Consider the following 16972-nt stretch of genomic DNA (forward strand, 5'->3'; position numbering starts at 1 on the left):
TGCGGGTCCGTCTAGTAGCTGTAGAAGCCCTGGCCGGTCTTGCGACCGAGCTGCCCGGCCTCGACCATGCGCACCAGCAGCGGTGCGGGCCGGTACTTGCTGTCGCGGTAGCTCTCGTAGAGCACGGTGATCGAGTTCAGGATCGTGTCGAGGCCGATCAGGTCCCCGGTCTCCAGCGGTCCCATCCGGTGCCCGAAGCAGCCCCGGAACATCCGGTCGACCTGTTCGGGGGTGGCGACCCCGTCCTGTACGCAGAACACGGCCTCGTTGATCGTGGGCATCAGCACCCGGTTCGTGACGAACCCCGGCGCGTCGGCGACGACGATCGCCTCCTTGCCGATCCGCTCCAGCAGCCCGGTCGCGGCGGCGAGCGTGTCCTCGCCGGTGTAGGTGCCCCGCACCACCTCGACGGTGTCGAGCATCGGCACCGGGTTCATGAAGTGCAGGCCGAGCACCTGTCCCGCGCGGCGGGTGACGGAGCCGACCCGGGTGATCGGCACCGCGGAGGTGTTCACCCCGAAGATCACCTCGGGACGGCACACGGTGTCGAGCTCCTCGTAGACGGCGCGCTTGACCGCCCAGTCCTCGGTGACGTTCTCCACCACGAAGTCCGCGCAGGACAGCTCCGCCAGCGCGGTCGCGGTGCGGATCCTGGCCAGCACCTTCTCCGGTGCCTCCCCGTTGCCGGGCCGGGCACCCGGCAGCATCCCCAGCACGAGCAGGTCCCGCCCGATCTGCTCGAGCGCGGACGCCAGCTGGGCCGCCGAGACGTCGACCAGCACGACGTCGAACCCGGCCTGGGCGAACGACTGCGCCACCCCGCGTCCGATCGTGCCGGCCCCGACGACTCCGATGGTCTGGATCATGTGTCGCTACCGCCTTCCGTCCGTGCGCCCGCCGCGTCGAGGTGCGCGGCCAGCTCGGCGACGGTGTCGAGCCGGAACATGTCCGCCATCGACACCCGCACCCGCAGGTTCTTGTGGATCTGTTGGGCGATCCGCAGCCCGGTGAGCGAGTCCACGCCGAGCGCGACCCCGCTGTCGTGCACGTCGATCTCGGTCAGGCCGGTCTCGGCCGCCCAGATCCCGGCCAGCGTCCGCTCGGTGTCGCTGTAGCCGGTGTCCCGGCCGGTCAGCGCGGGCCCGTCACCGGTGGCAGGCCCGTCCGCACCGCCGTCTCCGGCGCCGGTGAGGGCACGGCGCAGCGGCTCGCCCAGCGTGACCGGTGAGCGGGCCAGCGTGGCGGCGATCGCCGGGTCGCCGCGCCTGGCGAGGTTGACCTCGCCGACGACCACCCTGGCCCGGTCCGCGGTCAGGATCTCCTCGAGCGAGTCGAGCGCGTCCTCGATCCCGATGGACCGGAAGAAGCCCTGGTCGGCGCGCACGTCGTGGTCGTGGGCCATTCCGGTCCCGAGCCAGTCGGTCCACGCCACCGACACCGAGGGGCGCCCGCGTGCGGTCAGCTCCTCGGCGTAGGCGTCGAGGAAGGCGTTGGCCGCGGTGTAGTCGCCCTGCCCGGCCGCGCCGAAGACGGCGACGGTCGAGCTGAACAGCACGGTCAGCTCCGGCGGCTCGTGCCGGGTGGCCTCGGCGAGCGCGACGGCGCCGAGCACCTTCGCGTCCAGCGTCGCCCGGAAGGTCGCGGCGTCCTTGCGGAACAGGAACCCGTCCCCGGCGACCCCGGCCGCGTGCACGACGACCGAGATCCGGCCCTGCTCGGCACGCACCCGCGCGACCGCGTCGGCGACCCGGGCCGCGTCGGCGACGTCCACGGCGTACACCCGCACGTCGGCGCCTGCCTCGGTCAGTGCGGTGACCGCCGCCTGCCTGGCGCGGGAGCGGTCGTCGTCCCCGTCCGGCAGGTCGCGGGCCAGCAACGCCAGACGCACCCCGGGGACGGTGGCCGCGAGCCTGCCCGCGAGCGCGAGACCCAGCCCGCCGAGCCCCCCGGTGATCAGGTGGACACCGGCGGGGTCCGGCGGGACCGGGCGCCGCCGCTCGCCGAGGTCGACGCGGACCAGTTCGCGGACGTGGCGCTCGGTCCCGCGCAGCGCGACGGTGACCGGGGCCCGCTCGCCGAGCAGCTCGGCGCACACCGCGCCCGCCCCGACACCCGGACCGGCGTCGACGCAGCGCACCTCGGCGTCGCCGATCTCCGCCCCGATGACCGTGGCCAGGCCGAACAACGCGGCGTGCACGGAGTGCGGGCCGTCCTCGTGCCCGTCGACCGGGCTGACCGACGGCGCGACGACGTCGAGGCGGGTCGGCACGACGCCGCGTTCGGACAGGGTCCGGAACAGCTGGAACAGCGCGTGGACGCCGACGTGGAGGTGGGCTGGCACCGGCTTCGGGTTCGCGGAGGCGACGTGCACCAGGTGTCGTGGGCCGCCCTCGCGCAGCGCGTCGGCCAGCTCGGCGAACCCCTCGGCGCTCGCCCGCACCAGGGAGCGTCCACCGACCGAGGGTCCGGTGCCCGGGGTGTGGGTGGTCAGCTCCACCAGTGTCACCGCGGCGCCCGCCGCGGCCAGCTCGTCGGCCAGCTCGGTGCCCGCCGAGTCCGGCTCGGCGACGACCAGGATCTCGCCTGGCGCCCGTCGCGGGCCGGGGCCGCCGGTCGCGGGGACCCACCGCAGCTCGTGGTGCCGGGTGCGTGGCCGCAGCCGGGCCACCGTCCGCGCCGCGTCGGGGACCCGGCGGACGGTGAACCCCCGGACGGTGACGGCCACCGCGCCGTCGTCGTCGCACACGAGCACGTCGGAGACACGCACGTCGTCGTCGAGGGTGGTGCCCGGTCGGGGCTCGATCAGGCTGACCCCCGACGCCGGCAGGGGGCGGTGCAGCCGCAGCTCGTCGTAGCCGATCGGCAGGAAGAAGCCGCGCTCGGCGTCGCCGGCGCCGGCCAGCGCGAGCCCGGTGAACCCCGTTGCCAGGTCGAGCAGGGCCGGGTGCAGTGCGAGGGTGTCGCACTCGGCCCGGTACCCCTCCGGCAGGTTCAGCTCACCGACGGCGGCCCGCTCGCCGACGTGCACCACGGGCAGGCTGTGTACCCAGCGCTCGCCGAACGTCATCACCGCGTGCCCGGCCTGGACGGTCGAGGTGTCCACCTTCCTGGCCGTGCAGCGCTCGCGCATCCGGGGCAGGTCGGCGTCGGCGGGCACGGCCTGCCGCCGTGAGCCGGCCAGGCCGCGTACGTGGGTGGTCCAGCCGCCGGTGCCGGGGTCGTGGGAGGCGACGGTGAACTCGACCTCGGTGTCCGCGTGGCCGTCCTGCCCCTCGCGGACGGTGACGTGCACGGTGCGGCTCTCCCCGTCCGGCACCATCAGCGGGACGAGGAACTCGACCTCGCGCAGCACGGTGACGGGGCGGCCGAGGTGCAGCTCGGCCGCCGCGCGGCCCATCTCCAGGTAGGTGGTGCCGGGCACCAGTGCCTCGCCGAGCAACCGGTGCTCGGACAGCACCCAGTGCCGCTCGGCGGACAGCTCGGTGCCGAACACCGTCTGCCCCGCCGAGCGCAGCAGCTCCTGGTCCAGCAGAGGGTGGGGACCGCGGCCCCTGGGGCGTGGCGCGTCGTCGGCGGGCACGTCCATCCAGTGGCGGCTGCGCTGGAACGGGTAGGTGGGCAGCGGGATCCGACGGCCGCCCGGGGGAGGCGTGACACGCGCGCCGAGCGTCCACAGCCGGTCCAGGGCGTACCGCAGCGTCTGCGCGGCGTCGCGGCGGTCCCGCCGGTGCGGCAGCGTGGTCACGGTGACCGCCGGGTCGCCGTCGCCGGTGTGGCCGCGCCGGACGAGGGTGGCGAGGGTGTTCCCCGGCCCGACCTCCACGTAGACCGTCGACGGCGTGGTCGTGGCGGTCACCGCGGCGTGGAACTCGACGGTGCGCAGCACGTGCTCGGCCCAGTAGCCGGGGTCGGTGGCCTGCTCGGCGGTCAGCGGGGCGCCGGTGCGGGTGGAGGTGATCGGGATGTTCGGCGGGGACAGTGCCAGGCCGGCCAGGTGCGCGCGCAGCGTCTCGGCGGCCGGGGCGGCGCTGGGGTGGTGGAACGCGCGGGTGCCCGCCACCGGCGCGACCGTCGTGCCCCGTGCACGGGCGGCGGCGGTGAAGGTGGCGACGGCGTCGGGGGAGCCGCTGACCACGCAGTCGCGGACGGAGTTGTGCGCGGCCAGGGCCAAATCGTCGGGCAGCTCCAGCCCGTCGCGGTCGGCGACCACCGACGCCATCGAGCCCGCGGGCAGGTCGTGCATGGCCCTGGCCCGCAGCACGACGGTCGCCAGGGCGTCGGGCAGGGTGAACACCCCGGCGACCGTGGCGGCCACGAGCTCGCCGAGGCTGTGGCCGATCATCGCCGACGGCGCGATCCCCCGGTCGCGAAGCAGCGTGGCCAGTGCGTACTCGGTGGCGAAGAGCGCGGGCTGGGCGTGCAGGGTGTCGTCGACATCGACGTCGGGATCGAACAGCACGTCGAGCAGGTCGGTGCCGAGCAAGGGCGACACGATCTCGGCGCAGCGGTCGACGGCGTCCCGGTAGACCGGCTCGCCGAGGTACAGCTCGTGTCCCATGCCGGTGCGCTGGGCGCCCTGGCCGGTGAACAGGAACACGATCCTCGGGTCGCCCGCGACGCCGGTGGCCACCTCGGTCGAGCCGCGCCTGCGCAGCATCGCGGCGGCGGCGACCGGATCGTCGCCAGGGACGCTCACCGCCCGGCGGTGCCGGTGCGCACGCCTGCCCTCGGCGAGGGTGTGCGCGGTGTCGGCCAGGTCGGGGCGGTGGTGTTCCAGGTGGTCGGCCAGCCGGTCGGTCAGCTCGTCGAGGGCCTCGGGGGTGCGTGCGGACAGCCGCAGCGCGCACACCGGGGGTGCGTCGCGGACGACCCCGGGTTCCGGCGCCTCCTCGAGGACCACGTGGGCGTTGGTGCCGCCGAACCCGAAGGCGCTCACCCCGGCGCGGCGCACCCGGTCGGGCCGCCTCGGCCACGGCGCCGCCTCGGTACGGATCCGGAAGGGGCCGCCTGCCAGCGGGACGTCCGGTGAGGGCCGGTCGAAGTTCACCGAGGGCGGCAGCGTCTCGTGGGTCATGGCCAGGACGGTCTTGATGAGGCCCGCCATGCCGGAGGCCGCGTCGAGGTGACCGACGTTGCCCTTCACCGACCCGAGATCGGCACTGCCGCGCCCGTCGAAGACCCGGCGGAGCGCCTGGAACTCGATGGCGTCCCCGACGACGGTGCCCGACCCGTGGGCCTCGACGAGGTCGATGTCCTCCGGCCCGGTCCCGGCGGCCGCCCATGCCTCGCCGATCACCGCCGCCTGCCCCGCCGCGGCGGGCGCGGTGAAGCTGGCCTTGTCGGAGCCGTCGTTGTTCACGGCGGACCCGGCGATCACCGCGTGCACGGTGTCGCCGTCGGCCAGCGCGTCGGCGAGCCGCTTGAGCACCAGCACCCCGGCCCCGTTGCCGAAGACGGTGCCACGGGCCGCCGCGTCGAACGGGCGGACGTGTCCGTCCGGGGAGAGGAAGGCGCCGTCCCGGTAGAGGTAGCCGGTGCCCGGCCGGACCTTGTAGGCCACCGCCCCGGCCACGGCCATGTCGCACTCCAGGTCCAGCAGGGCCTGGCAGGCCAGGTGCACCGCGACCAGCGACGTCGAGCACGCCGTCTGCACCGGGACCGTCGGGCCCCGCAGGTCGAGCTGGTGGGCCACCCGGCTGGTCAGGAACGCCAGCTCGAAGCCCAGCCCGACGTTCTCGCCGCGGATCGACTCGCCCCGGTCCAGGTTGGCGGTGATGTTCTCCAGGTAGGCGGTGGTGCTCGCGCCGCCGTAGACGCCGACCCGTGAGCCGGGGGCACCTGCCCCGTACCCGGCGTGCTCCAGCGCGGCGACGGCCTGCTCGAGGAAGATCCGGTGCTGCGGGTCGGTCGTCATGGCCTGGCGTGGCGAGAAGCCGAAGTACTCCGCGTCGAACAGGTCGATCCCGGCGAAGTCCGGCTGCACCGGCACGTAGTCGGGGTCGCCCGACTCGGCGGGGTCGACGCCCGCGGCGGCCAGCTCGTCCTCGTCGATGGTGCGCATCGACTCCACCCCGTCACGCAGGTTCGCCCAGAACGTCGCCGCGTCGGGTGCGCCCGGGAACCGGCAGGACAGGCCGACGATGGCGACCTTCGCGTCGAGGTCCTCGTCCTGGCCGTTCACGTGCGCTCCTTCGTGGTCCTGCGGTGCGCTCGCATGGCGCGGCGCATGCGCACCGCGTCGCGGCGCCGCTCGCCGCCGCGGTCCTGGTCGGGTTGTCCCGCGGCGGGCGGCGTCGGCGCGGCCAGGGGAGCCAGCCGGGCGGCGGTGCCCGCCTCGAACAGGTCGGCCACGGTGAGCGTGGCGGCGAGCCGGTCGTTCACCGCTCTCACGATCTGGATGGCGACCAGCGAGTTGCCGCCGAGCTCGAAGAACCCGTCGTCGGGGCCGACATCGTCGACGCCGAGCAGCTCGCCGAACACGTCACGGACGACCTGCACGGCGTCCTGCCCCGGCAGGGCCCTGGCGCGGGGCGCGTCGTCCGGCGCCGCGGGCGCGGCCGCCGCGACGAGATGGTCGACGGGGACCGGGGACACCGTCACCTGGGGCACCGCGGCGCGTGCCAGCACGGTGTCGAGCGCCAGCATGCCCTCGGACACCGACATGCCCAGCGTGGCCACGTCACGTCGTCTGGCCTGCTCGACGCCCTCGGGGAGCGCCGTGGTGACGGCCATGCCGACGCCCTTCCACGACCCCCAGTCCACCGTCAGGACCCGGGTGGTGGTGACCGCGTGCGCGACGGCGTCGAGGAAGCAGTTCGCGGCGCAGTAGTCGACCTGGCCCGCGCTGCCGACGTTGGCTCCGTTGGACCCGAACAGCACCATGAAGTCCAGCGGCTGCCCGGCGAGTGCCTCCGCCAGGACCAGGGTGCCGACGACCTTCGGTGACAGCACGGTCCGCGCGGTGTCCAGGTCCTTGAGCGCGATGATCCCGCCGCCCGCCACCCCGGCCAGGTGGAACGCGCCGTGCACCGCCCCCCACCGGTCGGTCGCGGCGGTGACCGCGCCCCGCACGGCGTCGGGGTCGGTGACGTCGGCGGTCACGGACAGGACCCGGTCGCCGCGTGCCCGCAGCCGCGCCGCCACCCCGGCGTCCCGGCCCGCGACGGGGCCGTCCTCGGCAGGCAGCGGGGACCGGCCGACGAGCACCACCCGTGCGCCTGCCGAGGTGAGGTGGTCGGCCAGGGCCAGGCCGAGACCGCCGGTGCCGCCGGTGACCAGGTACACCCCGTTCTCGCGGACCGGGGACGGTCCCTCGTGCGGGACCAGTGGGTGCGGCTCGTGGTGGCGGGTCCAGCGGCCGGCCCCGCGCCACGCGACGTCCGGGGCGCCAGGACCTGGCTCGGCGCCCAGCTCGGTCAGCAGTCGAGCCACGACCGGCGGCCCGGGCTGGTCGAGGTCGACGACCCGGCAGGTCAGCCCGGGGACCTCCCTCGGAAGCACCCGCGCCGGACCGAGCAGGGTCGCCTTCAACGGTGCCGTCCGCTCCGGGCCGGTCACCCGGTACAGGCCGTTCGTGACCACCCACAGCCGCCGCACCGGGTCGCCGTGCCGGTTCAGGGCGCGGGCCAGCAGCAGCAGGCTCGCGAACCCGAGCACGTCGGCGTCGGCCGCCGCCTCCGCCGGGGGCAGCTCGCCCCAGGCGCCCGTCGTCGGCGCGCACGGCTCGTCCAGGGTCCAGGCGTGCACCACGTGCGTGGGCAGCCCCCCGCCGGAGGCGTCACGCAGCCCGTCGAGGAGGCGGTCGAGTTCGGCGGGGCGCCGCGGGTCGACGGTGTAGTCGTCCTCGTCGGCCGCCCACCCGGACCCGGGTCGCACCACGCTCACCCGCGCACCGGCCGCGCGCAGGCCCGCGGCCAGGTCGGCCCCCGGTCCCGTGGGGCGGGCGAGCACCAGCCAGTGCGCCGTGGTGTCCGGACCGTCGTTTCTCGGCAGCGGAGCCTGCCGCCAGGACGGCACGGTGAACCACTCCCGCACGTCGTCGCGGCGGGACGGGGCCGAGCCCGCGGCCTCGGCCGGGGGCGTGGCCCGTCGGTCCAGCCAGAAGCGGCGTCGCCGCAGCGGGTGCCCGGGCAGCGCGACGACCCGGCGGTGCGGCCCGTGGTGGCGTGCCCAGTCGACCACCGCCCCGGCCGTCCACAGCGCGCCGACAGCCCGACGGGCGGTGGTGGCGTCGTCGGCGCGGGGGTCGTCGGGGTGGGGGAGCGTGGCCACCACCGTGGGGGTGCCCGTCGTGCGTACGGCGGCGAGGGTGCGCCTGGCGAGCGTGGTCAGCGTGTTGCCGGGGCCGATCTCGACGAACGCGGCCGACGGTGTCGCGGCCGCCAGCACCGCGTCGTGGAACCGGACGGGCGAGGTGATCTGCCCGGTCCAGTAGGCCGGGTCGGTGGCCTGCGCGCCGGTCAGCGGCTCGCCGGTCACGGTGGACACGATCGGCACCGTCGGCTCGCCGGGCGAGCGGGCCGCGACGTGCTCGTACAGTTTCTCGGCCGCCTGGCCCATCGACGGGTGGTGGAACGCGTGCCCGGCGAGCAGCGGCCGTACCGTCAGCCCCCGTGCCCGCAGTCGTTCGGCGAACGCCGTCACGTGCTCGACGGGCCCGCTGACCACGCAGTCCCTCGGCGAGTTGTGCCCGGCCAGGCTCAGCTCCCCGGACAGCTCCAGCTGCTCGGGACCGGTGGCGACGCCGAGCATCGCACCGGGTGGCGCCTCGCGCATCAGAGCCGCCCGGTGCGCGGTGACCGTCAGCGCGTCGGGCAGCGTGAACACCCCCGCGACGGTGGCCGCGACCAGCTCGCCGAGGCTGTGCCCGACCATCACCGACGGCGCCACCCCCCACTCCGCGAGCAGGGCCACCAGCGCGTACTCGGTGACGAACAGCGCGGGCTGGGTCAGTCGCGTGTCGTCGATGCCGTGGCCGGGCCGGTAGAGGACGTCGCGGATGTCGGCGTCGAGCAGCGGCGCCAGCAGCTGCGCACACTGGTCCACGGCGTCGCGGTAGACGGGTTCGGTGTCGTAGAGGCCCCGGCCCATGCCGACGTGCTGGGCCCCCTGCCCCGGGAACAGGAACACCACCGGGGCGGTGTCGACGGCGCAGTGCCCGTGCACGAGCTGACCGGTCTCCCCGGTGCCGCGCGAACGCAGCGCCGACGCCGCCTCGGTCGCCGAGCCGGTGGCGGTGACCAGCACCCGGCGGTGGGCGAAGGCGGTGCGCCCGGTCGCCAGCGTGTGCGCGACGTCGGCCAGGTCGGGCCGGTGCCGGTCGAGGTGGTCGGCCAGCCGGTCGGTGGCGGTCTCCAGCGCCTCCTGGCTGCGCGCGGACAGCACGAGCAGCTGCCGGTCGCCGGGGTCGGGCACCGGCGGGGTCCCCGGCGCCTCCTCGAGGACCACGTGGGCGTTGGTGCCGCCGAAGCCGAACGCGCTGACCCCGGCGCGGCGCGGCGCTCCGGGGACCCGGGGCCACGGGGCGGTCTCCGCCTGGATGCGCAGCGTCCCGTCGTCGAGGGGCAGCGCCGGGTTCGGGCGGCGGAAGTTCAGTGTCGCGGGCAGCAGCTCGTGCCGCAGCGCCAGTACCGTCTTGATCAACCCGGCCATGCCCGCGGCGGCGTCCAGGTGGCCGATGTTGCCCTTCACCGACCCGATGGCGCACGATCCGCGCCCGCCGAACGCCTGCCGCAGTGCCGCCACCTCGATCGGGTCGCCCAGCGCGGTGCCGGTGCCGTGCGCCTCGACGTAGTCGATGTCGGCGGGGTCGAGGCAGGCGTCGGCCAGCGCGGCGGTGATCACGGCGGCCTGCCCCGTGACGCTCGGCGCGGTGAACCCGACCTTGACCGCGCCGTCGTTGTTCACCGCGGAGCCACGCACCACCGCGTGGACGGTGTCGCCGTCGGCCAGTGCGTCGGCGAGCCGCTTCAGCGCGACCACCCCCACGCCGGACCCGAAGACGGTGCCGCGGGCGTCGGCGTCGAAGGGGCGTACGTGCCCGTCCGGCGACACGAACGAGCCCTCCAGGTACTCGTAGCCGTTGCGCTGGTCGGCGTCCAGGTACACCCCGCCCGCCAGCGCCAGGCCGCACTCGCCGTCGCGCAGGCTGCGCACGGCCAGGTGCAGGGCCACGAGCGAGGTCGAGCACGCGGTGCGCAGCGACAGGCTCGGCCCGGTCAGGCCCAGCTTGTAGGAGACCCTGGTCGCCAGGAAGCCCAGTTCGTTGCCGAGCAGCACCTGGCTGCGGCCGATCGCCGCCACCAGGTCGGCGTGTGACCGCACGTGCGCCAGGTAGTGGTTCGTGCCCGCGCCGCCGAACACCCCGATCGGGGCCGGGTGGCGGGTGGGGTCGCAGCCCGCGTGCTCCAGCGCCGCCCACGCCGTCTCCAGGAACAGCCGGTGCTGCGGGTCCATGGTCTCGGCCTCGCGCACGGTGTAGCCGAAGAACTCCGCGTCGAAGTCCTCGATGCCCTCGAACCGCGGTGCGGCCCCCACCCTGCCCTCGGCCGAGCGCACCGGCTCGATCGACTCGACCCCGTCGCGCAGGTTCGCCCAGTAGGTGTCCAGGTCGGGGGCACCGGGGAAGCGGCAGGCCATACCGACGACGGCGACGGCGCTCATCCGGCGGTCTCCGGCTCCCGCACCAGCGCGGCCAGCGTGCGCACGGTCGGGCCCTCGTAGACGACGGTCAGCGGCAGCGGGGCGGCCAGCTCGCCGCGCAGCCGGTGCACGACCTGCAACCCCAGCAGGGAGCTGCCGCCCAGCTCGAAGAAGTTGTCGTGCGCGCCGACGTCGGACACCCCGAGCAGCTCCTGCCAGATGCCGGCGATCCGCTCCTCGACCGCGCCCTCCGGCACGACGTAGGGGTTGCGCAGCGCCGGGCGGCGGTGCCGCGCGGGCGCCGGGGCGGGCGCCGCCGGGGTCGCCCACTGCCGTTCCCTGCGGTTCAGGTCGCCGGTCGAGATCGCGACCTGCGGGCACGGCGTGCTGTCCAGCAGCCGGTCGACCACGGCGCGGCCCTCGTCGGGGGTGAGGGCCAGCTCCTGTACCGCCGCGCCGACGGTGCCCCCGGTCCCGCTCGTCCTCCCGGTGCCGGGGAACAGCCACGCCTCCCAGTTCACGCTGGTCCACGGGCGTCCGGTGTCGTGGTTGGCGTGCGCGAACGCGTCCAGCGCCGCGTTGGCGGCGGCGTAGGCACCGAACCCGAGCCCGCCGAGCACCGAGGCCACCGACGAGCAGATCAGGGCGAACCGCAGTGACTGCCCCTCCAGGGCCTCGTGCAGCACCCGCACGCCCCGGACCTTCGGGCCGAGGTGTCGCGCGATGTCGTCCGGGCCCGTCTCGCCGACCGCGCGGTGCGCGTCGGGACCGGTGGTGCCCGCGCAATGCACGACCCCGTCGACCCGGCCCAGCCGCGCCACGAGCGCCCGCATCCCCGCCGCGTCGGTGACGTCGAGGGCCGGGGTCTCGACCTCGGCGCCCAGCGCCGCCAGCTCCCGCAGCGCACCGGCGGCCGGTGCGTCCCGGTCGACGGGTGCGCCGCGGCGGCCGGTGAGCACCAGCCGCACCGGGGCCCGCTCGGCCAGCGCCCGCGCGACGACCAGCCCGATCCGCCCGAGACCGCCGGTGACCAGGTAGGTGCCGCCTGCCACGACAGCGGGCTCCGCGGCCGGGGCGGGGTCGGCCGCGACGAACACCGGTGCCCACCGGTGGCTCCCGCGCCGGGCCGCCGTGCGCGTGCCGTCGTCGGCGAGCGCGTCGAGCAGCGCGCCCACCTCGGTGCCCGAGGCAGGCACGTCGTGGTGCACGCAGGTCAGCGACGGGTACTCCTGGCCGAGCACCCGCACCACGCCGCGCAGTGCGGCCCGCTCGGGTACCAGCGCCTCGTCGCCGAGCACGGCGCACGCGCCGGTGGTGACCACGTCCCAGCGCCAGGCGCCGGTCATCAGTTCCGCGTCGTAGGCTCGCGCGAGGCCGAGCAGTGTGTCCGGACCGCGCTGCCACTCCACCGCGCCTGCGGCGCCGGGAGCGCCCGAGGACCAGCAGTGCAGCAGGCGGTCCGGCACCCCGCCCGGTCGCAGCCGCACGACCAGGTCTGTGGCCGCGCCGGGGTCGGCCGGGTCGAGGACGTCGTCCCCCGCACGCGTCGCGCCGGGCGGCACCACGGTGCGTACCGTCGCGCCGAGCCCACGCAGCCGGGCGGCGAGGTCGTGGCCCGGGCCGGTGTCGTCGGCCAGCACCAGCCACCGCGCGTCCGCGAGACCGGTCGTGTCGACCGGTGCCGGGGCGGGCAGCCGGGTCCAGGAGGGCGTCCAGTACCAGCTCGAGCCCGGGCCGCGCCGGTGTGCCGCGTCCGGCGCGGCCCGGGACTCGCCGGGCTCCAGCCAGAACCGGGTTCGCTCGAACGGGTAGGTCGGCAGCGCGGTGCGCCGGGTGCCGTCCTGGCGGGTGAACGGCGTGTCGGCCCCGGCCAGCCACAGCCGGGCCGCCGCCGAGTGCATCGCCCCACGAGCGGTCCGGCCGGGCAGTGGTCCCGGCAGCGACGGCACGCACACCCGGTCGGTGCCCTCGGCCGCCGGATGCCGCAGCACCCCGGAGGTCAGGGTCGGCGCGGCGCCGACCTCGACCAGCGTCACCCCCGGCACCGCGAGGACGGTGGCGACACCGTCCGCGAACCGGACCGGGTGGCGCAGGTGCTCCGCCCAGTACCCGGGATCGGTGGCCTGGGCGTCGGTGATCCACGTGCCGGTGATGTTCGAGACGAACGGGATGCCCGGCGCCCGCAGCTCCACGGCGGCGACCAGCTCGCGGAACCGGTCGACCACCGGGTCCATCATCGGCGAGTGGAAGGCGAACCCCGCGCCAAGCAGCCGGTGCGGGACCTCCGCAGAGGCCAGCCGCTCGCGCACGGCGCCGATCCCGTCGACCGTCCCGGACAGCACGCAGGTGGCGGGTCCGTTCACCGCGGCGAGGGACACCTCCGGGCCGGTGTGCGCCGTGGCCGCGTCCTCGCCGAGCTCGACGGCGAGCATCGCCCCCGGCCCGCACTGTTCGATCAACCGGGCCCTGGCCACGACCAGGCGCACCGCGTCCGGCAGCCGGAACACCCCGGCGACGCAGGCCGCCACCGTCTCGCCGAGGCTGTGGCCGATCATCACGGCCGGGCTGACCCCGCGTGCCTGCCAGAGCCGCGTCAGCGCCCACCCGAGCGCGAACGTCGCCGGGTACCCCAGCAGCGGGCCGTCGAGCGGGTCGTCGCCGCGGCCACGCGGGTCGAGCATGGCGGCGAACGCGTCCCGTCCCGAGTCGGCGAGCACGACCTCGCGCAGCTGCCTGCCGAGGTCCTCGTCCAGCAGCTCGGCGCACTCGTCCAGTGCCGCGCGGAACACGGGCTCGCCGGTGTACAGGTCCCGGGCCATGCCCCGGTGCTGGGCACCGAACCCCGAGTAGACGAAGCCGACCGGCCGTCCCGCGGCGCTGCCGGTGTACCCGCTCAGCACCCGCCCCTCCTCGGGGTGGGATAGCGCGTGCACGGCGTCCACCCGGCCGGTGACCACGACCGCCCGCCGGTACGGCAGGGTCTCGCGGCCGGTCCGCAGCGTGTCGGCGACGTCGGCGAGCGCCACGTCGGGGTGGAGGTCGAGGTGGTCGTGCAGCCGCCGGGTCATCGCCTCCAGCGCGTCGGCCGAACGCGCGGACAGCACGAGCAGCTCGTCGCCGTCGGACGGACCCGCGGGAGGCCCGGGCGCCTGCTCGAGCACGACGTGCGCGTTCGTCCCGCCGAGCCCGAACGAGCTGACGCCTGCCCTGCGCGGCCCGTCGCCCGGCCACGGGAGGGTCTCGGTGGCCATCGCGAACGGGCTGCCGTCGAGCGGGATCCTCGGGTTGGGTCGCTCGAAGTGCAGGCTCGCCGGGACGGTCCCGTGCTCGACGGCCAGCACGGTCTTGATCAGGCCGGTCACGCCGGCCGCGGCGTCGAGGTGCCCGACGTTGGTCTTGACCGAGCCGAGCAGGCAGCGGCCCGACGCGACCCCGCCGAACGCGGTGCGCAGGGCGGCGAACTCCACCGGGTCGCCGAGCGGGGTCGCGGTGCCGTGCAGCTCGACGTAGCCGATCGTGTCCGGGGCCAGCCCCGCGGCGGCCAGCGCCGAGGCGATCACCTCGGACTGGGCCGCCGCGGCTGGCGCGGTGAACCCGGCGCGGGCCGAGCCGTCGTTGTTCACGGCGGTGCCCCGGATGACGGCGTGCACGTGGTCCCGGTCGGCGACCGCGTCGGAGAGCCGCTTGAGCACGACCAGCCCGACCCCGTCCCCGCCGGTGGTGCCCCTGGCGTCGGCGTCGAACGTCCTGGTCCGCCCGTCGGGGGACAGGATGCCGTCCGGGTGGTACCGGTAGCCGCGGGCGCGGGTGTCGTCGACCGCGACGCCCCCGGCCAGGGCCGCGTCGCACTGGTAGGCCAGCAGCGCCTGACACGCCTCGACCACCGCGACCAGTGAGGTCGAGCAGGCGGTCTGGACGTTCACCGCCGGTCCGCGCAGGCCGAGCTTGTAGGCCACCCGGGAGGCCAGGAAGTCCGACCGGTTGCCGAGCAGGGTGGCCTTGTCCAGGGTCAGCTCCCCGGCGCCGGGCTGGGTGCCGACGTTGCGCAGCAGGTAGGTGTTGTAGCCCCCGCCGACGTAGACGCCGACCGGTCCCGGATACGTCGACGGTGCCAGGCCGGCGCTCTCCACCGCCGCCCACGCACACTCGAGCAGGACCCGGTGCTGCGGGTCCATCAGCTCGGCCTCGCGCGGCGCGATCCCGAAGAACGTGGCGTCGAACCCGTCGCTGCCCGCCATCGGGTAGGCGACCGGGACGAAGCCGTCCGCCGTCCCGGCGCCGGTGTCGACCGCCGCGCATCGTCCGGCGAGCAGGTTCGCCCACAGCTGTGGGACCGACTCGGCGCCGGGGAACCGTCCCGCCATCCCGACCACGGCGATGTCGAGGCTGGCGTCGTCCTCGCTGATCGTGTCGGTCATCTGGCGTCCCGGATGGTTCGGCTGTGCTGGACGCGACGGCGCAGCAGGGCGTCCTGCTGGGGGGTCCGCCGCCCGGCCGGTGCGGTCGCCAGGCCTGGGTGCCTGCCGGACAGCAGTCGCGCCTGCGCCTGGACGGTCGTGTGGGCGAGCAGGTCGATCAGGTCGACCGGCTGCCCGGTGCCGTCCCGCAACCGCTGCTGGAGCTGGACGAGCAGCAGCGAGTGGCCGCCCGCGTCGAAGAAGTTGACGTCGGCGGCCACGGAGTCGACGCCGAGCACGGCCGACCACGCCGAACTGACCGTGCGTTCCAGGTCGGTGGCCGCGGCGGCGCCCTCGGCGGGCTCCGGCGGGACGGGCAGGGCGGCCCGGTCGACCTTGCCGTGCGCGCTGAGCGGGATCCGGTCGAGCACCACGACCGCCCGAGGGACCTGGTGCGGCGCGAGCCGGGCCCGCAGGTGCGTGAGCAGCTCGTCCGGCGTGGCACCGGTCTGGGCGTAGGAGACGATCGCGCGCTCGCCCGACAGGTCCCGGACCACGGTCGCCGACGCGTGCACGGCGGGGTGCGCGCGCAACGCGGCGTCGACCTCACCCAGCTCGACCCGGAAGCCGTTGACCTTCACCTGGTCGTCCTGGCGCCCGACGAACGCGATCGTGCCGTCCGCCAGCCTCCGCACCTGGTCCCCGGTCCGGTAGCGCCCGAGGGCGAACGCGGTCGCGGTCAGCTCCGGGCGGCGGTGGTAGCCGCGTGCCACGTACGGCCCGGCCACGACCAGCTCGCCGATCTCCCCGTCCGCCACCGGATCGCCGTGCACGTCCACGACGGACACCCGGACACCGGGCAGCGGCCCGCCGATCGGGGCGATGTCCCAGTCGGCGTCGGGATGGTCGGCGACGGCGAGGGTGAGTACGCCGACCGTGGTCTCGGTGGGGCCGTAGTGGTTGACCACCCGGCAGTGGGGACGGGCTCGCTGGAGCGCCTGGAGCCAGCGCCAGTCGGCGGCCTCCCCGCCGACGACCAGCCGTGCCTGTGGCAGCAGTTCCTCGAACCGGGGGGAGGACTGCAGGGCACGCAGGTGCGACGGCGCGATCTTGAGGACGTCCATGCCGTGTTCGCCGACCCAGTCGGCGAACCGTCCGGGGTCCAGCACCGTCTCCCTGCGCAGCAGGTGCACCTCGCCGCCGGTGCACAGCGGGGGGAACAGGGCGGTGACGCTGGAGTCCACGGTCAGCGGCTGCACCATGGCGAAGCGCATCGGCCGGTCGATCGCCAGCCTGCGCACGACACCGTCGACGTACGCGGTGAGGTTGCGGTGCTCGACGACCACGCCCTTGGGGCGGCCCGTGGAGCCGGAGGTGTAGATGACGTAGGCCGCGCGCCGCGGATCGTCGGCGACGTCCGGCGCGTGCGCCGGGGCGGCGTCGAGTGCGGCGCTGCCGAGGTCGAGAACGTCCACACCGGACACCTCGACCGGCCCGTCGGTGAGCACCAGCGCCGCGTCAGCGTCGTCGATCACCAGGTCCCGGCGTGCCGGCGGGTCGTTCGGATCCAGTGGCACGTAGGTACCGCCCGCCCGGAACACCGCCAGGACCGCCACCGGCAGCCACGGTCCCCGGTCGAGGCACAACGCGACCGCGGTCTCGTGCCCGACACCGCGGTCACGCAGCAGGTGCGCGAGACGGTTGGCCCGATCGTCCAGCTCGGCGTAGGTCATCGAGGTCGCGCCTGCCCGGACCGCTACGGCGTCGGGGTGCCGCGCGGCACGTTCGGCGAAGATCCGGTGTACCGGACGACCCGAGAACAGGTCGTCCCCGTCGGTGCCGGCGAACGCGCCTTCCACGGCCGCGGTCCCCGTGGTCATCCCGCGGGACATTATCCGCTCTCCCCTCAGCATTCCTGCCTGGTGCGATCGCGC

The 16972-nt window shown here is 75.5% G+C and carries 5 protein-coding genes; all 5 read right to left on the reverse strand.

All coding sequences use genetic code 11. The features are described 5' to 3' along the window. Positions 1-11 precede the first annotated feature (11 nt). The 5 genes from CLV71_RS20840 to CLV71_RS20860 are packed head-to-tail and all read right to left on the reverse strand — an operon-like array spanning position 12 to position 16918. Positions 12-866, reverse strand: a complete 855-nt coding sequence (locus tag CLV71_RS20840; RefSeq protein ID WP_133904486.1) for a 3-hydroxyacyl-CoA dehydrogenase family protein — start codon at positions 864-866, stop codon at positions 12-14. Next, complete coding sequence (locus CLV71_RS20845; protein WP_133904487.1) at positions 863-6181, reverse strand: type I polyketide synthase; 5319 nt, start codon at positions 6179-6181, stop codon at positions 863-865. The genes CLV71_RS20840 and CLV71_RS20845 overlap by 4 nt, the downstream gene beginning before the upstream one ends. Continuing rightward, a complete protein-coding gene (locus tag CLV71_RS20850) occupies positions 6178-10662 on the reverse strand; it encodes an SDR family NAD(P)-dependent oxidoreductase (RefSeq protein WP_133904488.1) in 4485 nt (1494 codons plus the stop codon). The genes CLV71_RS20845 and CLV71_RS20850 overlap by 4 nt, the downstream gene beginning before the upstream one ends. Next, on the reverse strand, positions 10659-15059 hold the full coding sequence (locus CLV71_RS20855; RefSeq protein ID WP_133904489.1) for a type I polyketide synthase: 4401 nt from the start codon (positions 15057-15059) through the stop codon (positions 10659-10661). The genes CLV71_RS20850 and CLV71_RS20855 overlap by 4 nt, the downstream gene beginning before the upstream one ends. Next, the gene (locus CLV71_RS20860; protein WP_166664189.1) at positions 15056-16918 is read right to left on the reverse strand and encodes a non-ribosomal peptide synthetase; all 1863 of its coding nucleotides are present in this window, start codon (positions 16916-16918) and stop codon (positions 15056-15058) included. Before CLV71_RS20860 ends, CLV71_RS20855 begins: the two co-directional genes overlap by 4 nt. Between the last annotated feature and the right edge of the window lie 54 nt (positions 16919-16972).

Origin of the sequence: Actinophytocola oryzae (assembly GCF_004364325.1) — a bacterium.
GTDB classification, from domain to species: domain Bacteria; phylum Actinomycetota; class Actinomycetes; order Mycobacteriales; family Pseudonocardiaceae; genus Actinophytocola; species Actinophytocola oryzae.